This window comes from Sphingomonas sp. AC411, assembly GCF_979253035.1.
This window is the reverse complement of the sequence record NZ_CEEDAQ010000001.1, coordinates 3,548,264-3,566,146: the sequence shown is the minus strand read 5'-3', so window position 1 is coordinate 3,566,146 and position 17,883 is coordinate 3,548,264. Positions and strand designations below refer to the sequence as shown.

Below are 17,883 nucleotides of genomic sequence, written 5' to 3'. Positions count from 1 at the left end.
GCGCACGCCGAGCCAAGCCATGGGTTAGACAGAGATCAGGTTCTTCTTCTCGAAAGCGGACGGTCCGCCTTCCTTCCCATTCCGGACATTCACTGACGGCGGATAAGTCCTCCGCCGCAATGACGCTTTTGCGCGGGTTTCAGCGCGGCGTGTACCTCGCTTTGGGGTAGGTGATACCCCTACCCCAACAGCGAATTGATACTCGAAAGCACGAAGGCAATCAGGCTGGCTTGCTGCGAATGATCAGCTCGGTCACCTTCGCGCCGGCACCGGTTGCTTTGGTGCCGATCGTCCAGGTCGTCTCGACCTCCTGAATATCGAACGCGGCGAATGCCTCGCGGACGAACAGGGTGTCGTTGATCGACATGATGAAGCGGCCGGCGATCGTCGCCAGCTGCGCGGCTATCGCGACATAGTCGTCGCGGCCGAACCCGGTGCCGTAGCCGCTGGTCTCGTCATACGGCGGGTCGAGATAGAACAGCGCATCGGCATGATCGTATCGCCGGATGACCTCGGCATAGCCGAGCTGCTCGACCTGGACGGGCTCGAGGCGCCGGCTGAGCAGTTTCAGCTCGGCGCGCAGCTTGCCGAGGTTGAACCGCGACGGCGACTTGCGATCGACGCCGAAGTGGCGGCCGACGACCTTACCCCCGAACGCCAGGCGCTGAAGGTAGAGGAAGCGGACCGCGCGCTCGATATCGGTGAGCGTGTTCGGATTGGTCGCCTTCTGCCGGTCGAATTCCGCTCGGCTGGCGATCAGCCAGCGCAGCTCCTGGACGAATGGCTCGTAATGACGGCGCACGACGCGAAACAGGTTGGCGACGTCGCCGGACAGGTCGTTGATGATCTCGACCCCCGGCCGGCGCGATCGGCGGAGGAAGACGCCGCCCATGCCGACGAACGGCTCGATATAGGCTTTGTGCGGGGTGGCATCGATCAGCGCGCATAGGCGCGTCGCGAGGTTGCGCTTGCCGCCCATGTACGGAGCGGGCGGGCGAGCGATGATAGCAGCATGCATGGTAGAGGTTTGACCTTCATGACGAGGCACGGGCTACGCGCGCCATGATGGCCGCCGATCGACGCGATCGGCGGAGCCCCGGCCGGTCGGCCGCGGGATGGATGGTGCGATGATCATCGCAAAACTGGAGAGAGAGTCCCTGCGCGGCTGACCGTCCGGACGGACCGGGTGGTTAGCCGCGCAGGCTCCCAGGAACTACGCCCCGCGTATTCCCGGAGGGTATTCTATTCCGCGGGCCACCCGGCGAACCGGAACCCGGGAGCTACCGCGCGCGCGGGCTGTCTTCGCGGCTAAGCTCGGAGCAGCGCTCGAACTATGCCACGCGTCCAAGCAACCCGCAATCAGCGCGAGGTGGTCGCGCACCCGGCCGGCGTAACGCCGGTGCGCATGATCGCGTCCACGCACGTCCAGAGCTTCCGGACACCGCCGGCGCGGTTGTTGCCGCGCTCGATCGCGCCGGCCGCCTGGGCGAACCGTTCGACGATCTCGGCGAGCACGCCCTTGTCGATCGACACCAGCTCGCCCGACGTCTTGCCGGCGATCGGCGCCAGGCGCTCAGTCTTGACCAGCTCCTCCGGCAGCGTCGGCATCGCCGGCCGCTCGGTTCGCGCGAGTGATCCCCGCGTTGAGGCTGTCGCGCAGGCTGTCGACAGGAGCGGCAGGCAGAGCAGCGTCAGCAGCTGCAGGCGGAACATTGGCGAGCGCATTGCGGAGATCCTCGATCGTGGCTTGGACATAGGCGTCGGTCTGCGCGTCGATCCGGACGGTGCGCGCGGCGATCGACTGGGTGACGGTGGCGGCCGCGCGCTCGTCGGCACGCGCCTCGACGACGTGCTCGGTATGCGCCCGGTCGTTCTTGGCGGTGACCTTTGCCGCGCCGGCGGTCTCGCCGCCGCGGCGGATCATCGCGACGCCGGCGACGATCGCCAGCGCGATGACGATCGCGATGATGATGCGGACCCGCGTCATGCCTTCACCGCGGCGCACTTGCGGCGATCGACGTTGCCGACGCGGTTGGCAATCCACCCCTTCTGGAACACCTGCAGCTTGGGGTTCGCACCGATCAGCCGTGCGTACTCGCCGCTCTGCCACGCATCGAGGATCCCGAGCGTCGCGACGCATAGCGGTGCTGGACCGATCTTTCCCTGGCACGTCCGGTACGCGGCGATCGAGCTAGGCCCAAGCCGGCCGTCGATCGTCAGCGTGGTACCGCACAGCGCGTTGGTCGAGCGCTGGAACCACGTCGACGGCCGCGACGGGCCCATGTTGACGCTGGTGTCGAACAGCTCCTCGGTCACCGCGGCATCGATCGAGATCAATGGCGCGTAGCCCGGGCGCACCAGGTACTGGTCGTAATAGATGCTTTCCGGGACGCTGCGCGGCATCGAGCGCATCGGACCGACATAGCCATTCGCGACGGCCACCTTCTTGGTGATGCCCATGTTCGTCTCACCGCCGGGGTCGGCCGGGTGGTTCACGTATCCGCCCTCGACGGCGATTACGCTGGCGATCATCGCGATCGCGGCCGCGGCGATGCCGCCGGCGGCCTTTGGCGCGACCTTACCGCTGACCGACTTCCACAGGCTCTTACGTTCGCCGGCCGGTGCCTGCGTCATCAGGCGAACGACGATCGTCGCGACAAACAACAGCGTAGGTACGAAGTGCGCAACCGATTCGGGAAACGCGCCGCGAACTTCGTCGGGTAGCGCGTTCCAGATCTGAAGCAGCGTGTCGGGGGTGGCTGCGGCAAAGCCAGTGAGCAGGGCACCGAGCGCGGACATGCGCACGGACCACAGCGGCCAGGCGCGCAGCCATAGGCTACGGACCCGGCGCATTGCGTCGAGGTTCATCGGTATCTCCTGTGAGAGGCGGCAGCCGGCCGCCGGCGGGATCAGATGCGGGCGGGTGCGCCCAGCGTCGACGCGGCGCACGGCCGACGTCGGAAATGGATCAGCAGGGCGAGCGCCGGAGGCACCGCCTGGATCGCAGCCCCGACCAGGATCATGAGGACCGGACCGTCGATCATCGCGCGGCGATCTTCGGTGCCGGCGCCATCATCTCCAGCTTGGTCTCGATCCGGATCGTGCGCCCGTCGATCTTGGTCAGCAGATCGGTCTTGGCCTGGTTGGCTGCCTCGAGAACCTCGATCCGGCGAGTGTTGGTATCGATCTGCGCCGAGCGATTGCCGTCGGCGCGGAACATGCCACCGACGACAGCCAGCGGCGCGACCACCGCGCAACACAGCATCACGATATCCTTCAGCGCTAGGCGCTGCTGCGGGGCGTCGGTCACGCGAGGATCCGTCCCGCGGCGCCAAGGCGCGCGAGGGTGCAGTTTTTCATAAGGCGAGCCCTTATTGAGAATGAGGCGGCAGCCAGCTGCCTACAGGTGCCTGGTTAGGCCGTTGGGTCAGCCTTGAGAGAAGCGATCAGCGCGTTGTACGCATCGCCGTTCTCGTTCGCCGGGTCACCCGCCAGCGTGATCAGTTGGCCGAATGCGAAGTCGCGACCGCCTGCGGTATCGATTGGCACCGGCCGATAGCCAAGCCGGAAGTCATCCGTAGCGGACACCGCATAGGCCCCGGGGATAGCACCTACTTGCCACTGCCCGGTGCCAACACGCAGCCGATATTGGCAGGCATCAGGGTCCACAACGAACTGCACTACATTCCAAGCACCAGATACATAGGTGTCCGAAGCTTCGAAGTTGTTCGATCCGCCGCGAACCGATGAACCGTTGCCAGAGAAGAACAGACGGTTAGCAAAGCCGTCCCTCGCGCTGCTCTCGAACGCTGTCGTGGGCGTCTTCCACGCGGGGTCTGTATCGGCGGTATCGCGCATCATACCGGCGACCGGGGAGTAGTTATCCGTGCCCACCAGATTGGCCCAGGCCACGAAGATCTGAGTATAGCTCGTCGGGAATGGGTAGACTGGCACCGTGTCAACGATCGGACAGCCGAAGGGAACGTCTCCGCGCATGGTGAGGGCCTGCGCGCCTGAGTATGTCGCGAACGCCGGTGCACCTGCCAATTTCGGAAGATGCATCCCTTTGCCCGACCGGTCGAGTAAGCGCCCGTTGGTGGCATCGTACCCGTCGGCAGAACCGCGATAGTGGCTAATCAATTGACCAGCTCGTGATGCGAGGCTCATGCGCCAAACTCCTGGGTGACGGAGAGATTCTGAAGAGGCGTACCGTCCTGAGCGACGCCAGCGTCGACGAGGCCGGCTACCCGCGTGCGGGGCATCACCTGATCCGGGATACCGAGGTTGCCGAGCGGCGACATCTGCTGAAGCCCGTTGCGCACCCGCCAATCGCCGGTGAGGTTGGCTGTCGACGCCACTGTCAGCGTCACCATGGCCCCGCTGATCGTAGTCGCGGTGACCGGCACCTCGGCGCCGGTGTTATCGACGACGTTGAAGCCATCCTTGCTGTTGCCCGGATAGATGGCGTCCGGCGTGGCCATGTATTTGACGGGCCGATCGAACGTCGCGACGACCTTGCCGTCCGCGACGGCAATGCGCACAATCATCGGCGGTGTGAGGCCTGAATAGATATAGGCCGCGGCCAGTTCGGCATAGTAGTCAATGGCCGGCCCGCCCGGATGCACCAGATCGGTTTTGAACAGGTTGGCGAACTGTGAGTGCGGGGGCAACAGCCGTACCCCTGGAATGGTAGAAGGCATCGCCAGCTGCGCCATGACGATGTCCCGGCGAGCATTGTAGGAGACAACGGCATTCTGCGTTAGCAGCGGTGTCACCCAAATTGGATCGGTGAACGTGTAACCGAGCGCCTGAGTGGCCGTGAGCCGCATCGTTGCGAATAGCTTGCGAGCACCGAGTATGTAGTCCGCCGTGCTGGTGGGCGGAGTGCCCGGATTATTGCCATCGGACAGCTGATCCGCATCCGCGTGACCATGCACGAAGATGTAACGGATAACTGGTTCGTAACCGGCGTTACGAAGGAGCAGTACTGCGCGACGGACCCCGTGGCGCAGGTTTTGGATATGTGCGCCGTGGAGCATCTTTAGCGACATCGAGCCTTGGCCCGGCGCCCAAAAGAACGCGCGGGGCACCCCGGCTTTCGCAGATTGGTAACCGAGGCCAGGACCCCAGCTTTCGGCTTGGCCGGATGGAATGAAGCCGACCATCTGCGCCATGTTGGCAGGGTCAATCGGGATGCCGTCAGGATTAAGCGGAGGCGGGCTCGTTACGTATGGCGCTTCGGATCCACCGTTGAAGGTGAACAGCGTGGCTACGATCGCATTCGCCGATGTCATCATCGGCGTTTGGGGCATCGTCAGCGACTGCCCGAAGACGATGAACAGGTCGGCTTTCTGCCTGAGTGCGAAGATCGATGCAGCTGATGCAGCTGCGCTCTCGGCGCTGACGCGAGCGTCGTCGATAGCGTCCGAGACGATGGTGACAGCAGCCTCGGACCGCTCGGCTCCGGTTAATGCCTTCGCGGCCTCAGCCTTTGCCGCATCGAGTATTGGCTGGAGAGCCGCCACCGCGCTATCTACGTCGCCGCTGAGTGCTGCCAACCGGCGGGGAGATGGCACGAGCACAATACTCCCCGACGCGAGTGTTACGGGATAGCTGCCATCCCCGTTCGGCCCGCCATCTGCGGACCCACCCAACAAATCCGCGAGCTGGTCACGGGTGACGCCATAAGTTGTCAGCAGCGCGTTCAGGGACGCTGCGATCGCTTCCATATCAGCCATGTCTTCGCACCCTTGATTACCGACCGAAGGCCAGCCAATTGAAACCATCTAAACGTTGGTCGTCCCCGGTTGCCGCCTGGGTCGCGACTGTTGCACCGAGGCGGCTGGGCTCGCCGACGACCTGAAGCCACAAATCCTTGAACTTGCTGAAGGTGTTCAGGTACGGGGTCGGGACGAAGGAATCACAAGCGTTCGGGAATGGCTTTTCGAACACGGTCGTCAACTGCACCTCAGTGTCGATCTGGGCGCGGAACCTTCCCCATTTCATAATGACGCCACCGGGCAACATTTGAGAGCCCTCGGCGCCGTCGAACGCCGACTGGTTTGCCAGAAACTCTGGGTCCATTGCGCCGACTTTAAGCGTATCGACCTCGACGTCGTGCATCACGACCTTGCCAGTATCGTCGGCGTAGAAATACGGATTGCCGGTGTCAGGATCCTCGATACGAAAGTTGTCTGCCGAGACCACGAACGCGCCCTCGGACCCGTCATTGGTCAACGCAGTGCCGATTATCCGGCCGCCGACGTCGAGCTTCACTAATGCTCGAGCACTCGCGCCGTCGGGCCCGACCAGGACCTGATCGATATGCTCGATGCTGGCGGCGTTGTCTTCGAACGTCGCGGCGATCGCGTCGAACCTCTGCGCCATCGACTCGTCCGGCCCGATCTGCACAGTCGACGTGTTGATGACGAAAGCCGTTCCGTCCGGCGTCACGGCGCCAAGGATTTCGAAGGTTTCGGCGAAGACGCCATCGGCACCCTTGCGCTCGGTCGTTTCGCGTCGGATCAGCGTATAGCTATCTTCGCCGAGAGGACCGAGGAAGCTAAGCGCCCGGGTACGAAGGCGAGCCACTTCAGCTTCAGCCGTTGCGACGACGTGATTGTACGTGTTCCCGGCGATCTGACCGAGCACGGCCGCAGCAGGCCTGCCGCCAACGGCATGCGTATCCTTTGCGGTGTTGTCGCTCGTCTTGTCGGCGTTGTTCGTCGGCTTGGTGCCGGAAGGATCCGCAACGTCTTCCCAGTTCACCGCCTCGTCGAGCGGCTCGACATTGGCGGCTTTGCTCAGACCCTCGATCGAGATCGACAGCTTACTAGTCGTTTCGCCGGCCTCGATCGAGAACTCCTTGAAGAAGCCATAGACCGTGAGGCTGTCGAGCCCGTCGAGGCCAATCCATAACGCCGGCGTCGCGCGGACCGCTGCGATCCGGTTGGCGACGACGTCGATCGCCGCGGTATCGATCAGCGACTTTGCCGCCATGCGCTTCGACCAGGCGCGCTCGACGATCGTCACCGCGCCGAACTGGTCGACGTCCTTGCGGCTATAGTCGGTGATGCCCGACGTCGGCGATGCTTCGGTGACGCCCAGCCCGACCAGCTTGCCGATCAGCAGCGTACCGACCGACACGGCACTGCCGGTGATCGTCACGGTAACGCGGGTGGTACCGGCCGGCAGGTCGAGGAACGTAATGCTGCCGGCGCCGGCCGGTACCGTGCGGTCATAGCCGACCGCCTGAAGCCGCACTGCTGCTGCGGTGACGTCCAGCAGCGCGACCGCCTGGATCGCCGGCGCATCGAGCGTCACGGCGATCGAGTTTGCGGCCGACGTCAGCGAGCCGAGCGCCTGGTCGAACATCGCCCACCGGTTGGTCGGCCCGACGTCGAGCCATTTGCCCGACGCGCCCGCCGGATCATTGCCGGCGTTGGCGCCGATCGCGGCCTCGTAGACGCGATGCGTTGCGGCCTTCATCACGCGCGCCCCGAGCGCATACGTTGCCTGGGCGGACCATTCGGCCGCGTCTGCCTCGGGAACGCTGCTGGCGATCAGCTGCGGGGTGGTGATGATGACCGGTTGCAGCAGCTGCAAGGTCGACTTGCCGCCGATAGCCGGATCGCCGCCGGCGTCCGCGATCGGCGCGGTTTCGGCCAGGCCCTCGACCGTCAGCGTGCAGTAGCTGAGCGGCGGTACCGCCTGGTCGACCTCGAAGTCCTTATAGAACCCTCGCACCGATAGGCTGGCGAACCGATCGTCGGCGATCCAGGTCGCCGGCGTTGCTCGCAGGGCGGCAAGCCGGCGCTGAAGCGCGCCTGTATCGGTGAACGGTACGGCGAGGCGGACCGACATGCGACGCGCGAACCCGCGTTCGACCACCGTCGTGACACCGAAGTCATCGGTGACGCGACGGCTATAGTCGATGATGCCGATCGTCGGCGACGTCTCGACCGTGCCGAGCTCGATCGCTTCGCCGGTGGGCGTGACGACCCTCATGCGGCCTTCACCACGCTGATCGCGTCGCCGCCGCTCGCCGAAGTGACCGCCTCGAGACGACGATCCATGCGCGCCGCGCTGCCGGCGATCGCCGCCTGGCCGGAATTATTCTCGTTCCGCATGGCGGTCACTTCTTCGCGGAGCGACTTAATCTCGCTCAACAGATCATCGTTGGCGGCCGCCGGCGTCGACGACGTCTGCGCGTCGCTGATCGAGGCGATCAGATCGTCAGTGCTGATGATCGCCTTGGACGATGCGCTGCCCTTCGAGAGGGCGGTGACGACGCCGTAGGTCGCCTCGAGGCTGGCGGCCGTCTGTGCCTGGACGCGCGCCAGCTCCTGCCGACTGGTCGCCTGCTCGGCCGCCGCGGTGAGCAGCGCCTGGCTAAGCGCCGGCAGGTTCTTCGCGGCATCCTGATCGCCACCGCGCGCGGCCGACGTCGCCGCGTTGAACTGACCCTGCAGGCTGGCGAAGCTATTGCCGCCGGCGACGTCGGTGAGGCCGCGGATCCGCTTCACCTCGTCCATGATGCTGTCGCCGACCGACGTCCATGCGTCCGACAGAGCCTTGGCGGCCGTGGCAGCTGCCTGCGCATCCTGGATCGCGTAGATCTGCTGCTGAAGCGCGCGGTTGCTCGCATCGAGCTTTGCCAGATCGAGCGCGCGGATCGCCGCGGTGTCTCCCTGCAGCTCGAGCAGCTGGCGCTGGAGGTCCTGCCGCTCGCTGGCGATATCGGCCGCGCTCTTTGCGCCCTCCATCGATGCCTGCAGATCGGCGAAGGCCGGCGCAAGCTTCAGCAGCGTGGCATAGGTCGACTGGCCGGCCGACGTCGTCAGATCCTGCGCCTCAACGAGCTGGCGGAATGCCGACAGCGTTGCCGGCATCGAGACACCGAGGCTGGCGAACACGCCGCTCATCTGCGCGGTCTTGGCGGCCGCCTGCTCTTCCTTCGAATAGAACGTGTCGAAGTACGCGCCGGCCGCGTCGGTCAGCGCCGAGACGCTGTCGAACTGATCCGCCAATGCGAGCTTTACGCCGATCCCCATGGCCTGCGAGTTCGTGCCGAGCAGGGTGAGCGACGTCCCGACTGCTTCGACGGTGGACGCGACCCGCACCAGCGTCTCGAACACGCCCTCGCCGACCTTCTGGAACTGCTCGAGGCCGGTAAACGCCGCCGCAGCCATGCCGTCGGCCGCGGCGCCGAACACGGCCGACAGCTTCTCCTCGATCTCCGCGCCGGTGAGGCCCTTCAGATCGATCTTGCCGATGTCGACGATGAAGCCATTGAGGCGCGCTTGCACTTCACCGGTGGCAACGCCGAGCGGACCGGCCGCCGACGCGATCGCGTCGTTGAACGACTTCAAGATGAGCGTGAACTGATTCTCGAGGCCAGCGTCTGCGCCACCGTATTGCGTCGAGTATTTCTTGCTGGTCGTAAGTCCGAAGAGCTTCTTCTTCTTTTCGATATCCGAATAGTACGAAGCATCGAAGCCGCCGCCCAGGATATCGCCGACCGACTGCGCGCCACCATACAGACCGCTGCCGATGACGCTGGTCTTCGACCCGAACAGCCCGCCGAGGATCCCGCCGATGACCGGGATCTTGCTCAACACGGATCCGATGGCGTTCGCCTTGAAGCCCTCGGTTACGCCGGCCGACGCGTCGATGTTGCCGGAGCGCACGACCAGGCTGGCGACGCCACCGATCTGGCTGTCGATCGACTTGAGGAAGCGGCCATCTCGCGCGCGAAGGTATTGGTCACGGTGTCGACCTCCTTCAGCGCATCGATGGCGTTCTTGATGCTGTCCGACTTCGCCGCGGTATCGCCGAGCACGGTACCGGTGCCGGAGTTCGTCGGCGCCAGCGTGTTCTTGTTGCCGCCACCGAACGAGCCCGCAATCGAGACGCCGATCGACGCCAGTGCGGCGACGGTCGCGGCGCCGGCAGCGATGTTGAGCGGGAACGGCAGGCTCTTGATGGCATTGACCACCGCCTCGGTCGCGCCGACCGCGATACGCGCGACGCTGTTGGCGATCTTGGTACCCGTCTCGATCGCATCCTGCGCGATCGCGCGGACCGATAGAGCGAACTGCACCAGGCGGAATGCCTTCTCGGCCGTCTCGAGGGTTTTGTATCCCTCCGAGCCTTCCTTGAAGAAGCCCTTGGCAGCCGATGCCATATCGCCAAACGCGCCGATCTGCTGCGACGACGACCGGAGCGAGAACAGCCGGTTCTCGCGATCGATCCGCTGCTGATCCTCGCCGGCCGCCCGGATCGCGGCGTCGTGCGCTTCCTGAAGCTTCGCCTGGTCGGCGTAATAACCGGTCATCACGCTCAGCGCGTCGCCGATCGCCGTACCGACGTTGCCGAAGGCGTCCGCCATCCCCTGGGCTGCCCGCTGCGCGGTCTGATCGATCGTGTCGAACAGGTCTGCCGTAGCGGTCAGCGAGGCGTTCCAGGCGTCCTGCGCCTGCCGGTTGGTCTCGGCACCGGTCGCAATCTCAACCTGCTTGCCGACGTAATTGTCCGCATAGGCGGTGCCCAGCTCGTAGCCTTTCGCCTGTAGCGTTTGCTCCGCTTGGAGCTTCGCCATGGCCTGTGCGCGAGCCATATCCGTTGCACCGACGAGCCGCAGTTCCTCGCGCTGCAGCGCCAACTGGCGATCGGCTTGCTGATCGGAGCCGGCGTAGAATGTGCCGATCTCCGCCGCTTTAACAGCGCCGCGGGCATCTTGCTGTGCCTTCAGAGCTGCGGTTGCCTTGTCGGCCTCTTCCTTCAATCCGCGCTGCTGCGCGACCTCGATCGCCGCCAGGAGCGGAAGATCGGCGATACGATCCTGAACCAATTCAGCGGCGCGCTCTGCCGGCACGTTGCCGGCAGCGATCAGCGCATTGACCTCAGCCTGGACGCGCGCCTGGTCACGCATCGAGGCAGCCGACTTCGCGGAGTCGGAAACCCGCTGAGCGATCTCGAGCCGAATCTGACGGTTCACAGCCGCTTCGATATCGGCCTGCTGCTTGATCGCCTTGCTCTCGGCCTTCACGCGCGCCTCGGCGATCAGCGCCGCGGCACCGGACACGCCATAGGCTTCTGCCAACTTGTAGAGGTTGCGGATCTGCGCCTCGGTCGCCTCGGCGTCGCGCGCGAGCTGCTCGGCATGCTTGTCCGTCGTCGGCTTCGGAATGTTATTATAGCCGATCGACTTAGCGATGCGCTCGCGCGCGTTTTCGATGGCGGCGACCTTCACGCGCTTGCCGAGCTTCGTCAGATACTGGTCCGCCGCGGTGTATGCGGCGCCGTAGGTCTTCTCGAGGAGCTTCGGATCACCCTGCCCGATCAGCATCTTGCCGAGGCCGACGACGCCACCCTTCTCGATCTCGCCGAGATAGGCTTTGGTGCCGGCGACGCCGGCATAGATGCCCGCCATGGCTTGGCGCATATAGCCGGTGAGGTCGTCGAGAACGCCCTTCACGCCCTTCGACATGCCCTTCATGTCACCGACGAAATAGTCCGAGATGTCCTTGCCGACGACACTGAACAGCGCCTTCGACGTGTCCGCCCAAGTGACCGTCTCGTCCTTCAGCTTGTAGAGTTCCTGCTTGGTCGCATTGGCGCCGCCAGTGATCTTTCCGAGGTCGCGCGTCAGCTGGTCGGACTTTACGCCTTCGTTGACCCACCGATTGAATAGGGCGAACCCCGCGCCGACGGCCGCAAAGCCGATCAGGAGGGGCGCGAAGCGGAGGGCGAGAGCGCCGACTTCCTTGCCGAAACCGCGTAACCCGCCTTCGCTCATCTGCGCGACCTGGAAGATCTGCGCACCCTGCTGGATGAACACCTGAAACGGCTTCTGACCGGTGAGCAAGCCCTGCGTGATATCCGGCAGCTGGACCGCGATGTTCTTCAACGCGCCGCCGCTCCTGCGCGCTGATTCGGCCATCTGGTCATGACGCTGTGCGGCAACATTGGTACGTTCGATCAGAACGGCTTCAGCGCGGCCCAGCTCGGCCGCCGACGCGCCGGCCGCCGTCATCACGCGCCGGGCTTCCGCCAGTTCAGCGTTCAATCGGTTCTGAGAGGCTGCTGCCGGATCGATCATCGCGCGCAGGCGAGCGAGCGCCGCAGCGTCGCTTGCAGCAGCTGCCTCTTCCGCGCGTAGCGCCTCGGCACCGCGGCGCGCTGCGGCCTCAAATTGATTATGGGCGAACGCGGCCGAGCGGAGGCGCTGCGCCTCGTCATCGCGTGCACCAGCTGCCTGAGCTGCGTCGAATTCACGTTGTGCTGAGGCACCCTTGCGTGCCGCCGCCTCGAACAGGTCGTATGCGTGCGCAGCTTCGCGGATCCGGGTTGCTTCTGCCGTCGCGGCCGCGACCTTCTCCGCGGCCTCCATTTCGCGCATGGCGGCGATGCCGCGCCGCGCAGCCGACTCGAAAAGGTCGTGGGCGAACGCGGCTGAGCGCAATGCCTGCGCCTGTCGTTCGGCTGCCGCTACCGCCTGACTGGCGGCCAGATCCTGCGCCTGGGCGAGCGCCTCGGTCTCGAAACGAGCCTTACGCGTCGCGGCGAAGCGCTTATCGTACAGCGCAGCCTCTGCGGCGACCAGCCGGGCGGACAGATCCGCATTGCCCTGCTTGCTATTTGCCAGCGCGAGCTCGGCGACCCGGGCCTCGCGCAGCTGCTCGCGGGTTTTGCCATAAGCCGCGGCCTCACGCTCGAGCGAACGCACCAGGGCTTCGCCGGCCTTTTCGACTTGCGCCATCGCCTGACGGCTAGCGGCCATCTCGCGGGTGGTGGCGTTCCCGAAGGCGATAATGTTCGATGTGCCGGCTGAGACATCGACCATGCCCTTGGTGGCACGCTCGATGCGGGTGGCATCGGCGTGCACCTTGGCTTCGGTTGAGCCCATCGCGGCCTGCAGCTGAAGCAACTCGCTGAAGGAACCGCCGGTGTCGATGATAAAGCCGACTTCGAGCGCTGGGGAGGAATCGTCCATGGGTAAATTCCTCCCCGGTCAGCCCAGCAGCTTGCGCAACTGAGCGTCCTCGATGTCGACTTCACGCTGAGACACAGGCGCACGCCATGGCGCCGGACAGTTCTCGCTTTCAGCGAGACGACCCTCGGCGATGTATGCTTTCGATAGCTTACGGATCAGCCGACCGACCCAAGGCTCGAGCCTTATGCCGGTATTGTCCTGCCAGGCGGCAAGCTCGCGCGAGCTGATCGCTGCCGTGCCCATCCCGGCCGCTTCCGTCAGGCCCATCTCGATGAGCCAGTCGGTGATGTGCGGCGCGGGATTCGGGGGCATCGACGGAAGGATCTTCTTCCGCTTCAGATCGTCGATCCGGCTGAGCCTGGTCTCGGCAGGCTCATCTCGCCCGCGCCGGCTGCGAGCGTCCGGCTTTGGCGTGGCATGGAGCCACGCCATTTGCCGGACGTAGAGGGTCAGGCCGCCTTCGAGACGGCGCTGAAGTTTCCCCAGTCGCCGACGAACTTCGTCACCTGGCGCGTGATGAAGCCGAGGCCCTGGTTGGCATAGACCGAGCGGAACAGATCCTCACCGGTGACCGGCTCGGCCGAACCGTCCGGCTGATATTCGAAGTTCTCGAAACCCGATGTGATCGCGGCGAGATCCTCGGCGGTCTCGGCGACGCGCTCCTCTGGCGTTGCCGCAGTGATCTTGCCGTCGTTGTCCTGCATGCGCTTCAGCGCGCGTGCCGACTGGCGGGACTCGACGACGCCGTATGCCTTGCTGCCCGGGCCGTGCAGATGAATGAGGACCGGCTTTTCGCGCTTGTCGTCGGCGAAGAGCGGCTCGCCGCCCGGCCCCTTGACGTGGAGGGCAGCGGTAGCGGTGCAAGCGAGCAATGCGATGTTGAGCTTCATGGTTTATCCTTCGCGGGAGGATGGTGCATCAACTCGTCCCGCACCCGCGATAGCGGGGCGAGTTGATGCATAGGGAGCCGGCGTCGCGGGCGCCGGAAGAGGAAAAGTTAGGCGGCTGCGACCTTCACCGGCTTGGTGCAGATCTCGATCGTCGGCGCTGCCATCAGCATCGAGTCCGCGCCGTCGGCCGTCTCGGGCATGCCGAACACGCGACCCTGGAAGTAGCGCTTCGAGCCATCCTGGTAGGTAACCTTGAACGAGTAGAGCTTCTGCGTCTCGTCGTCGGCCGACACCTGCATGAGGGTCTGGCCGGCGTCGTCCGTGTCGAGCGCCATGCTGGGCTGCAGGGCGCCGTAATCGGGCGAGCCCTTATACTTCTGCTTGCCACCCTTCAGCGGCTGGAACTCCACCTTGGCGAACGTCGCGCCGAGGGTGCCGAGCTTCTCGACGTTGCCGACCTCGACCAGCGTCAGCGCGGCAAAGCCGGCCGCGTCATTCGTGGCGGGGAAGCGGCAGCGATGGCGAGCGTCGAGCCCGCCGCAGTCATGGTCTTCATAATTTACCTCTCAGAAGGCGAGCCGGCTCGGCCGGCGTGGATCCTCCGCCGATCGGCGGAAGTGCGGGTCAGCTGCGGGTGCGGCCGACCTTGGCGGGGTCGCCCTCGGTCGGTGCCGGCGCGGCCTCGGCCTCAACCTCTTCGACCAGGCCGGCCGCGTGATAATTCGCGAACGCGCCCTCGCTCACGTCGACGGTTTCGCCGGCAGTGAACTGGGTCTCGGTGCCGGCGTCCTTGAAGTTACGAACGATCTTGGCGCGCTTGGTCTTGGTGTCGGACATGGTGGTCTCCTTCAGGCGGGAGCGTCGAAACTGACGCGGAAGTCTTGGGTCTGTTCGAAGCTGTTGCCGGGGCCGCGCGCATCGGGGCCGGCGCCGGCGGTCAGGACGGACACGCTCTTCGCTTCGCCGACGTCGCCGGTGCGGCCGGCGCATGCTTTGCGCACGAGGCGGATGGCCGTCGTCTGCTGGTCATAAGTCTTGGCGCGAACGGTGACCGCGATCCGGTCGACGGTCCGGACCGATCCGCCGCGCTTCAGCGACTGACGCTCGACGCTGCTGACCAGGCGAACCAACAACGCCGGCAGGACAACGCCGTCGGGCAATGCGCCGGCCTTGATCCGTTCGGCCGTGTGCATGTCCAGGACCGCCTGATCGTCGCAAAGCAGCGCGCCAATGATATCGACACCGGTCATCCGTCATCGCCTTCCGGTTCGGCGCTGGCGACGATCCCCGAACGGGTGACGTGCGCGTTGATGTAGCTCTGTGCCGCGGCGATCGCCTCGGCGCCCTTGATGTCGAGCGATGGGCGCAGGAACGGATGCGGCTTCGCGCCCGGATGGAAGATCGTCTCGCCGACGAACTTGCCACCGATGACCATCGAGCGTTTCGTGGTTGCGTTGAATCGCGCGACGCTCTTTCCGCCGCTCTCGTCCTTCGCAATCGTGATGAAATGGGCGTCTGTGCCATACTCGAGCCAGTTGGCGATCGCGCGGCCCCAGCCCTTTCGCACGGTGATCTTGACCGTGATGCGACCGGCCTCGAGCTTCGTACGCATGACGATCGCCTCGTCGACGTCGCTCGAGATCGAGCGCTCTTTCGCTTCCGCCTCGATGATCTTGCCGCCGGCGCGCGCGGCGCCGCGCAGGACCTGTTTTTCTAGCTTCGAGGGCAACTGCGAAATGAAGCGGCGCACCTCCGAACCGCCCCGGGTCGTCGCCATCAGGTAGCGGCCCGCGGGTCGTAGTCTTCGACCATCAGCTCGAGCCCGCCCTTGCGGCCGAGTTCGGCGGGTGCGGAGACGATCTGCATAATCCGGTTGCCGAGCACCAGGCGCATGCCCGGGTCGACGTCGTCACGATGATACATGCGGATCCGCGCCGGCCTGGTGCTGGTGGTGAAACCGCCCTGGTCACGCTCGCCGCGGCTCGGGAGCTTGTCCTGGATGCCGACCCATATTTCATCGACCAGCGCCCACTCGTCCTCACCGGCGCTGGCGAACTCGGTGCTTTTAACTTTGCGCTCGAGCCGCACCAGGTGCTCGAGTTCGCCGGGGCGTACGACGATCATGCGATCGAGGTTGCCATGTACCGGCCGATCATCGGCATCAGCTGCGCGTCGGTCAGCTCGGGTGCTTCGCGGTTGATGTAGAAGTCGGAAAGCGCGAGCTTGACGGCGTGCACGACGATCGCCGGCACCTTGTCGGCCGATGGCCAGCCAGCGTCGCCGACCAGCTCGCGACCGAGATAGCTCTCGATGCGGCCGATCGCCGCGGGAATGAGGGGCGACACCTGAGCGTCAGCGCTGGCGCCGAGCTTCAGGAAGTCGCGCGCAGCGGCGATCGTCAGCACGCCGCCATCGATCGCCGCTACGTCGACCATATCAGGCGGCCGGTGCCGACTTGGCGGGCGCCTTGTAGGTCTCGGCGATCTTGCGCTCGACCAGATCCTTTTCGGTCTCGGCGTCGAACTTGGCGATATCGCCCTTCACGAACAGCGACCCGTGCGTGTGGGCCATGAGCAACTTAACGGCCATGATAGTCTCCGGATGCGCAAACGGGCGACCGAAGCCGCCCGTTTGCAGGTGTCGATTGATCAGCGGCCGGCTGGCCGCGGACCGGCTTAGTCGTCGCCGGGTGCCCAGGTGACGCCGGTGAGCATGGCGAACGCAACGGCGTAGCGCGTGCCAGTGTCGTGCTCGGCGATGAGGCGGACCACCGTCTCGTCGTTCGAGAACGCCGAACGGATCGTGCCGTTGTCATCGTATGCCGCGGTGTCGGAGCTGGCGATCGTCACCGCCTCGGTGTCGCCGATCAGCAGCTGCGAGAAGTCGCCGAAGTAGATTTCCGACTCGTTGCCGCCTACGCCAAGGTTATCCGGCACCGACGTCGTCATGCCGATCGGGTAGCCATAGAGCTTGCCCGATGCCACTTCCGGGAAGGCGATGTTGCCGTTGCCGTCGCGCAGCGTCTCGAGGAACATCTTCGAGCGCGGCGTCATGATCCAGCCGCAGCTGATCATCGGCACGTTCGAATTGATGACCTTCAGGCGAAGCTTCGCGAGATCCGCCGTGACCGTCTTCAGCGTGGTTTCGGCGCTGACCGCGATCTTGTTGCCGACAGGCATCAGAGCCGCAAGGCCCTTCGGCGTAACGGCGTCGCCGGCGCTGCGGATGAACACGGCGTCCTCCTTGACAGCAACGCCCTCGAGGAGATCGTCGCGCACCATCTGGACCACGCCGATCGAGGCGCGGCGGATCAGCTGGTTCGTGATCGGCACCAACGCGCGCAGCGTCTTCGCGGACATCGACATCTGGCCGACCTCCACGTCGGTTACAGGCGCCGGCGTGCGTTCGCCGACATAGCCGGCCGTCGTGCCCTTCGTCTTGTTGCGCATGGTAAGGTTGCCGTCCGGCATCGGGATCGAGCGCGCGCCGAGTGCGCGCACGACGACGCGCGGCCGAAGCAGGTCGATGAAATCGGCGCTGTAGACCGGGTTGACCAGGAAGCCGCCCTTGACGTTGGTCGACTGCTCCTGGTTGGCGACGATCTGGCCGGTCTCGGTTCCCCAAAGCTGCTCGGCATGGTCGGCCGCGGCGCGCTGGTCCATGTTGCAGGCTGCAAGCGACATGGTGATGCGGGTGAACATCGTGCCGGCCGGAAGCTGCGCTGCAGCCGTTGCCGGTACGGTACCGGCAGGCGTGCCACCGGGAGCGCCGACGACGATCGGAGCTGCCGTCGATGCCTTCAGCTTCAGGACCTGCTCTTCGCGGCCGATCTTCGTCTGCAGGCCGGTCGCCTCGGCCATCTTGGCGTCGAATTCGAGCTGTTCCTCAGCCGACAGGTCGCGATCGCCGTCGGATGCCGCGGTGGTCATGATCAGCTCGGCTGCCGCGAGGACGCCGGCAAGGCTCGTCTTGAGCGCGGTGATGCGCATAGGTAGG

At 65.2% G+C, this 17,883-nt stretch carries 21 protein-coding genes; all 21 read right to left on the bottom strand.

The genetic code is table 11. The features are described 5' to 3' along the window. Positions 1-220 precede the first annotated feature (220 nt). Positions 221-1,018 (bottom strand): DNA adenine methylase, encoded by a 798-nt coding sequence (locus AC0IX7_RS18300; protein WP_471813291.1) that lies wholly within the window; start codon positions 1,016-1,018, stop codon positions 221-223. A gap of 341 nt (positions 1,019-1,359) precedes the next feature. Then, the gene (locus AC0IX7_RS18295; protein ID WP_471813290.1) at positions 1,360-1,608 is read right to left on the bottom strand and encodes a hypothetical protein; all 249 of its coding nucleotides are present in this window, start codon (positions 1,606-1,608) and stop codon (positions 1,360-1,362) included. Beyond that, positions 1,574-1,987, bottom strand: a complete 414-nt coding sequence (locus tag AC0IX7_RS18290) for a hypothetical protein (RefSeq protein WP_471813289.1) — start codon at positions 1,985-1,987, stop codon at positions 1,574-1,576. Before AC0IX7_RS18290 ends, AC0IX7_RS18295 begins: the two co-directional genes overlap by 35 nt. Further along, positions 1,984-2,868 carry a glycoside hydrolase family 108 protein gene (locus tag AC0IX7_RS18285; protein ID WP_471813287.1) on the bottom strand — a complete coding sequence of 295 codons (885 nt, stop codon included), beginning with the start codon at positions 2,866-2,868 and terminating at the stop codon, positions 1,984-1,986. The genes AC0IX7_RS18290 and AC0IX7_RS18285 overlap by 4 nt, the downstream gene beginning before the upstream one ends. Positions 2,869-2,909: 41 nt before the next feature. Next, a complete protein-coding gene (locus tag AC0IX7_RS18280; protein WP_471813286.1) occupies positions 2,910-3,044 on the bottom strand; it encodes a hypothetical protein in 135 nt (44 codons plus the stop codon). Next, positions 3,041-3,310: a hypothetical protein gene (locus tag AC0IX7_RS18275; protein ID WP_471813284.1), complete on the bottom strand. Its 270-nt coding sequence runs from the start codon at positions 3,308-3,310 to the stop codon at positions 3,041-3,043. The genes AC0IX7_RS18280 and AC0IX7_RS18275 overlap by 4 nt, the downstream gene beginning before the upstream one ends. Before the next feature lie 104 nt (positions 3,311-3,414). Next, positions 3,415-4,167, bottom strand: a complete 753-nt coding sequence (locus tag AC0IX7_RS18270) for a hypothetical protein (RefSeq protein ID WP_471813282.1) — start codon at positions 4,165-4,167, stop codon at positions 3,415-3,417. Continuing rightward, complete coding sequence (locus AC0IX7_RS18265; RefSeq protein ID WP_471813280.1) at positions 4,164-5,738, bottom strand: hypothetical protein; 1,575 nt, start codon at positions 5,736-5,738, stop codon at positions 4,164-4,166. The genes AC0IX7_RS18270 and AC0IX7_RS18265 overlap by 4 nt, the downstream gene beginning before the upstream one ends. A gap of 16 nt (positions 5,739-5,754) precedes the next feature. After that, positions 5,755-8,007, bottom strand: a complete 2,253-nt coding sequence (locus AC0IX7_RS18260; protein WP_471813278.1) for a gp53-like domain-containing protein — start codon at positions 8,005-8,007, stop codon at positions 5,755-5,757. Continuing rightward, positions 8,004-9,689: a hypothetical protein gene (locus AC0IX7_RS18255; protein WP_471813276.1), complete on the bottom strand. Its 1,686-nt coding sequence runs from the start codon at positions 9,687-9,689 to the stop codon at positions 8,004-8,006. Before AC0IX7_RS18255 ends, AC0IX7_RS18260 begins: the two co-directional genes overlap by 4 nt. Then, a complete protein-coding gene (locus tag AC0IX7_RS18250; protein ID WP_471813275.1) occupies positions 9,653-12,997 on the bottom strand; it encodes a phage tail length tape measure family protein in 3,345 nt (1,114 codons plus the stop codon). Before AC0IX7_RS18250 ends, AC0IX7_RS18255 begins: the two co-directional genes overlap by 37 nt. Positions 12,998-13,015: 18 nt before the next feature. Then, on the bottom strand, positions 13,016-13,309 hold the full coding sequence (locus AC0IX7_RS18245; protein WP_471813273.1) for a phage tail assembly chaperone: 294 nt from the start codon (positions 13,307-13,309) through the stop codon (positions 13,016-13,018). A 137-nt stretch (positions 13,310-13,446) separates the two neighbouring features. Beyond that, on the bottom strand, positions 13,447-13,887 hold the full coding sequence (locus AC0IX7_RS18240; protein WP_471813271.1) for a hypothetical protein: 441 nt from the start codon (positions 13,885-13,887) through the stop codon (positions 13,447-13,449). A 107-nt stretch (positions 13,888-13,994) separates the two neighbouring features. After that, positions 13,995-14,297 carry a hypothetical protein gene (locus tag AC0IX7_RS18235; RefSeq protein ID WP_471813269.1) on the bottom strand — a complete coding sequence of 101 codons (303 nt, stop codon included), beginning with the start codon at positions 14,295-14,297 and terminating at the stop codon, positions 13,995-13,997. Between the two features lie 214 nt (positions 14,298-14,511). Continuing rightward, positions 14,512-14,724 (bottom strand): hypothetical protein, encoded by a 213-nt coding sequence (locus AC0IX7_RS18230; protein ID WP_471813268.1) that lies wholly within the window; start codon positions 14,722-14,724, stop codon positions 14,512-14,514. Between the two features lie 11 nt (positions 14,725-14,735). After that, on the bottom strand, positions 14,736-15,137 hold the full coding sequence (locus tag AC0IX7_RS18225; protein ID WP_471813267.1) for a hypothetical protein: 402 nt from the start codon (positions 15,135-15,137) through the stop codon (positions 14,736-14,738). Beyond that, a complete protein-coding gene (locus AC0IX7_RS18220; RefSeq protein ID WP_471813266.1) occupies positions 15,134-15,664 on the bottom strand; it encodes an HK97 gp10 family phage protein in 531 nt (176 codons plus the stop codon). Before AC0IX7_RS18220 ends, AC0IX7_RS18225 begins: the two co-directional genes overlap by 4 nt. Then, positions 15,664-16,011, bottom strand: coding sequence for a phage head completion protein (locus AC0IX7_RS18215; RefSeq protein ID WP_471813265.1), 348 nt, complete (start codon positions 16,009-16,011; stop codon positions 15,664-15,666). Before AC0IX7_RS18215 ends, AC0IX7_RS18220 begins: the two co-directional genes overlap by 1 nt. Beyond that, entirely contained in the window at positions 16,008-16,322 is a 315-nt protein-coding gene (locus AC0IX7_RS18210; RefSeq protein WP_471813264.1) for a head-tail connector protein, read from the bottom strand. Before AC0IX7_RS18210 ends, AC0IX7_RS18215 begins: the two co-directional genes overlap by 4 nt. A 1-nt stretch (position 16,323) precedes the next feature. Then, on the bottom strand, positions 16,324-16,476 hold the full coding sequence (locus tag AC0IX7_RS18205) for a hypothetical protein (protein WP_471813263.1): 153 nt from the start codon (positions 16,474-16,476) through the stop codon (positions 16,324-16,326). An 86-nt stretch (positions 16,477-16,562) separates the two neighbouring features. Continuing rightward, complete coding sequence (locus tag AC0IX7_RS18200) at positions 16,563-17,876, bottom strand: phage major capsid protein (RefSeq protein ID WP_471813262.1); 1,314 nt, start codon at positions 17,874-17,876, stop codon at positions 16,563-16,565. Positions 17,877-17,883: the final 7 nt, after the last annotated feature.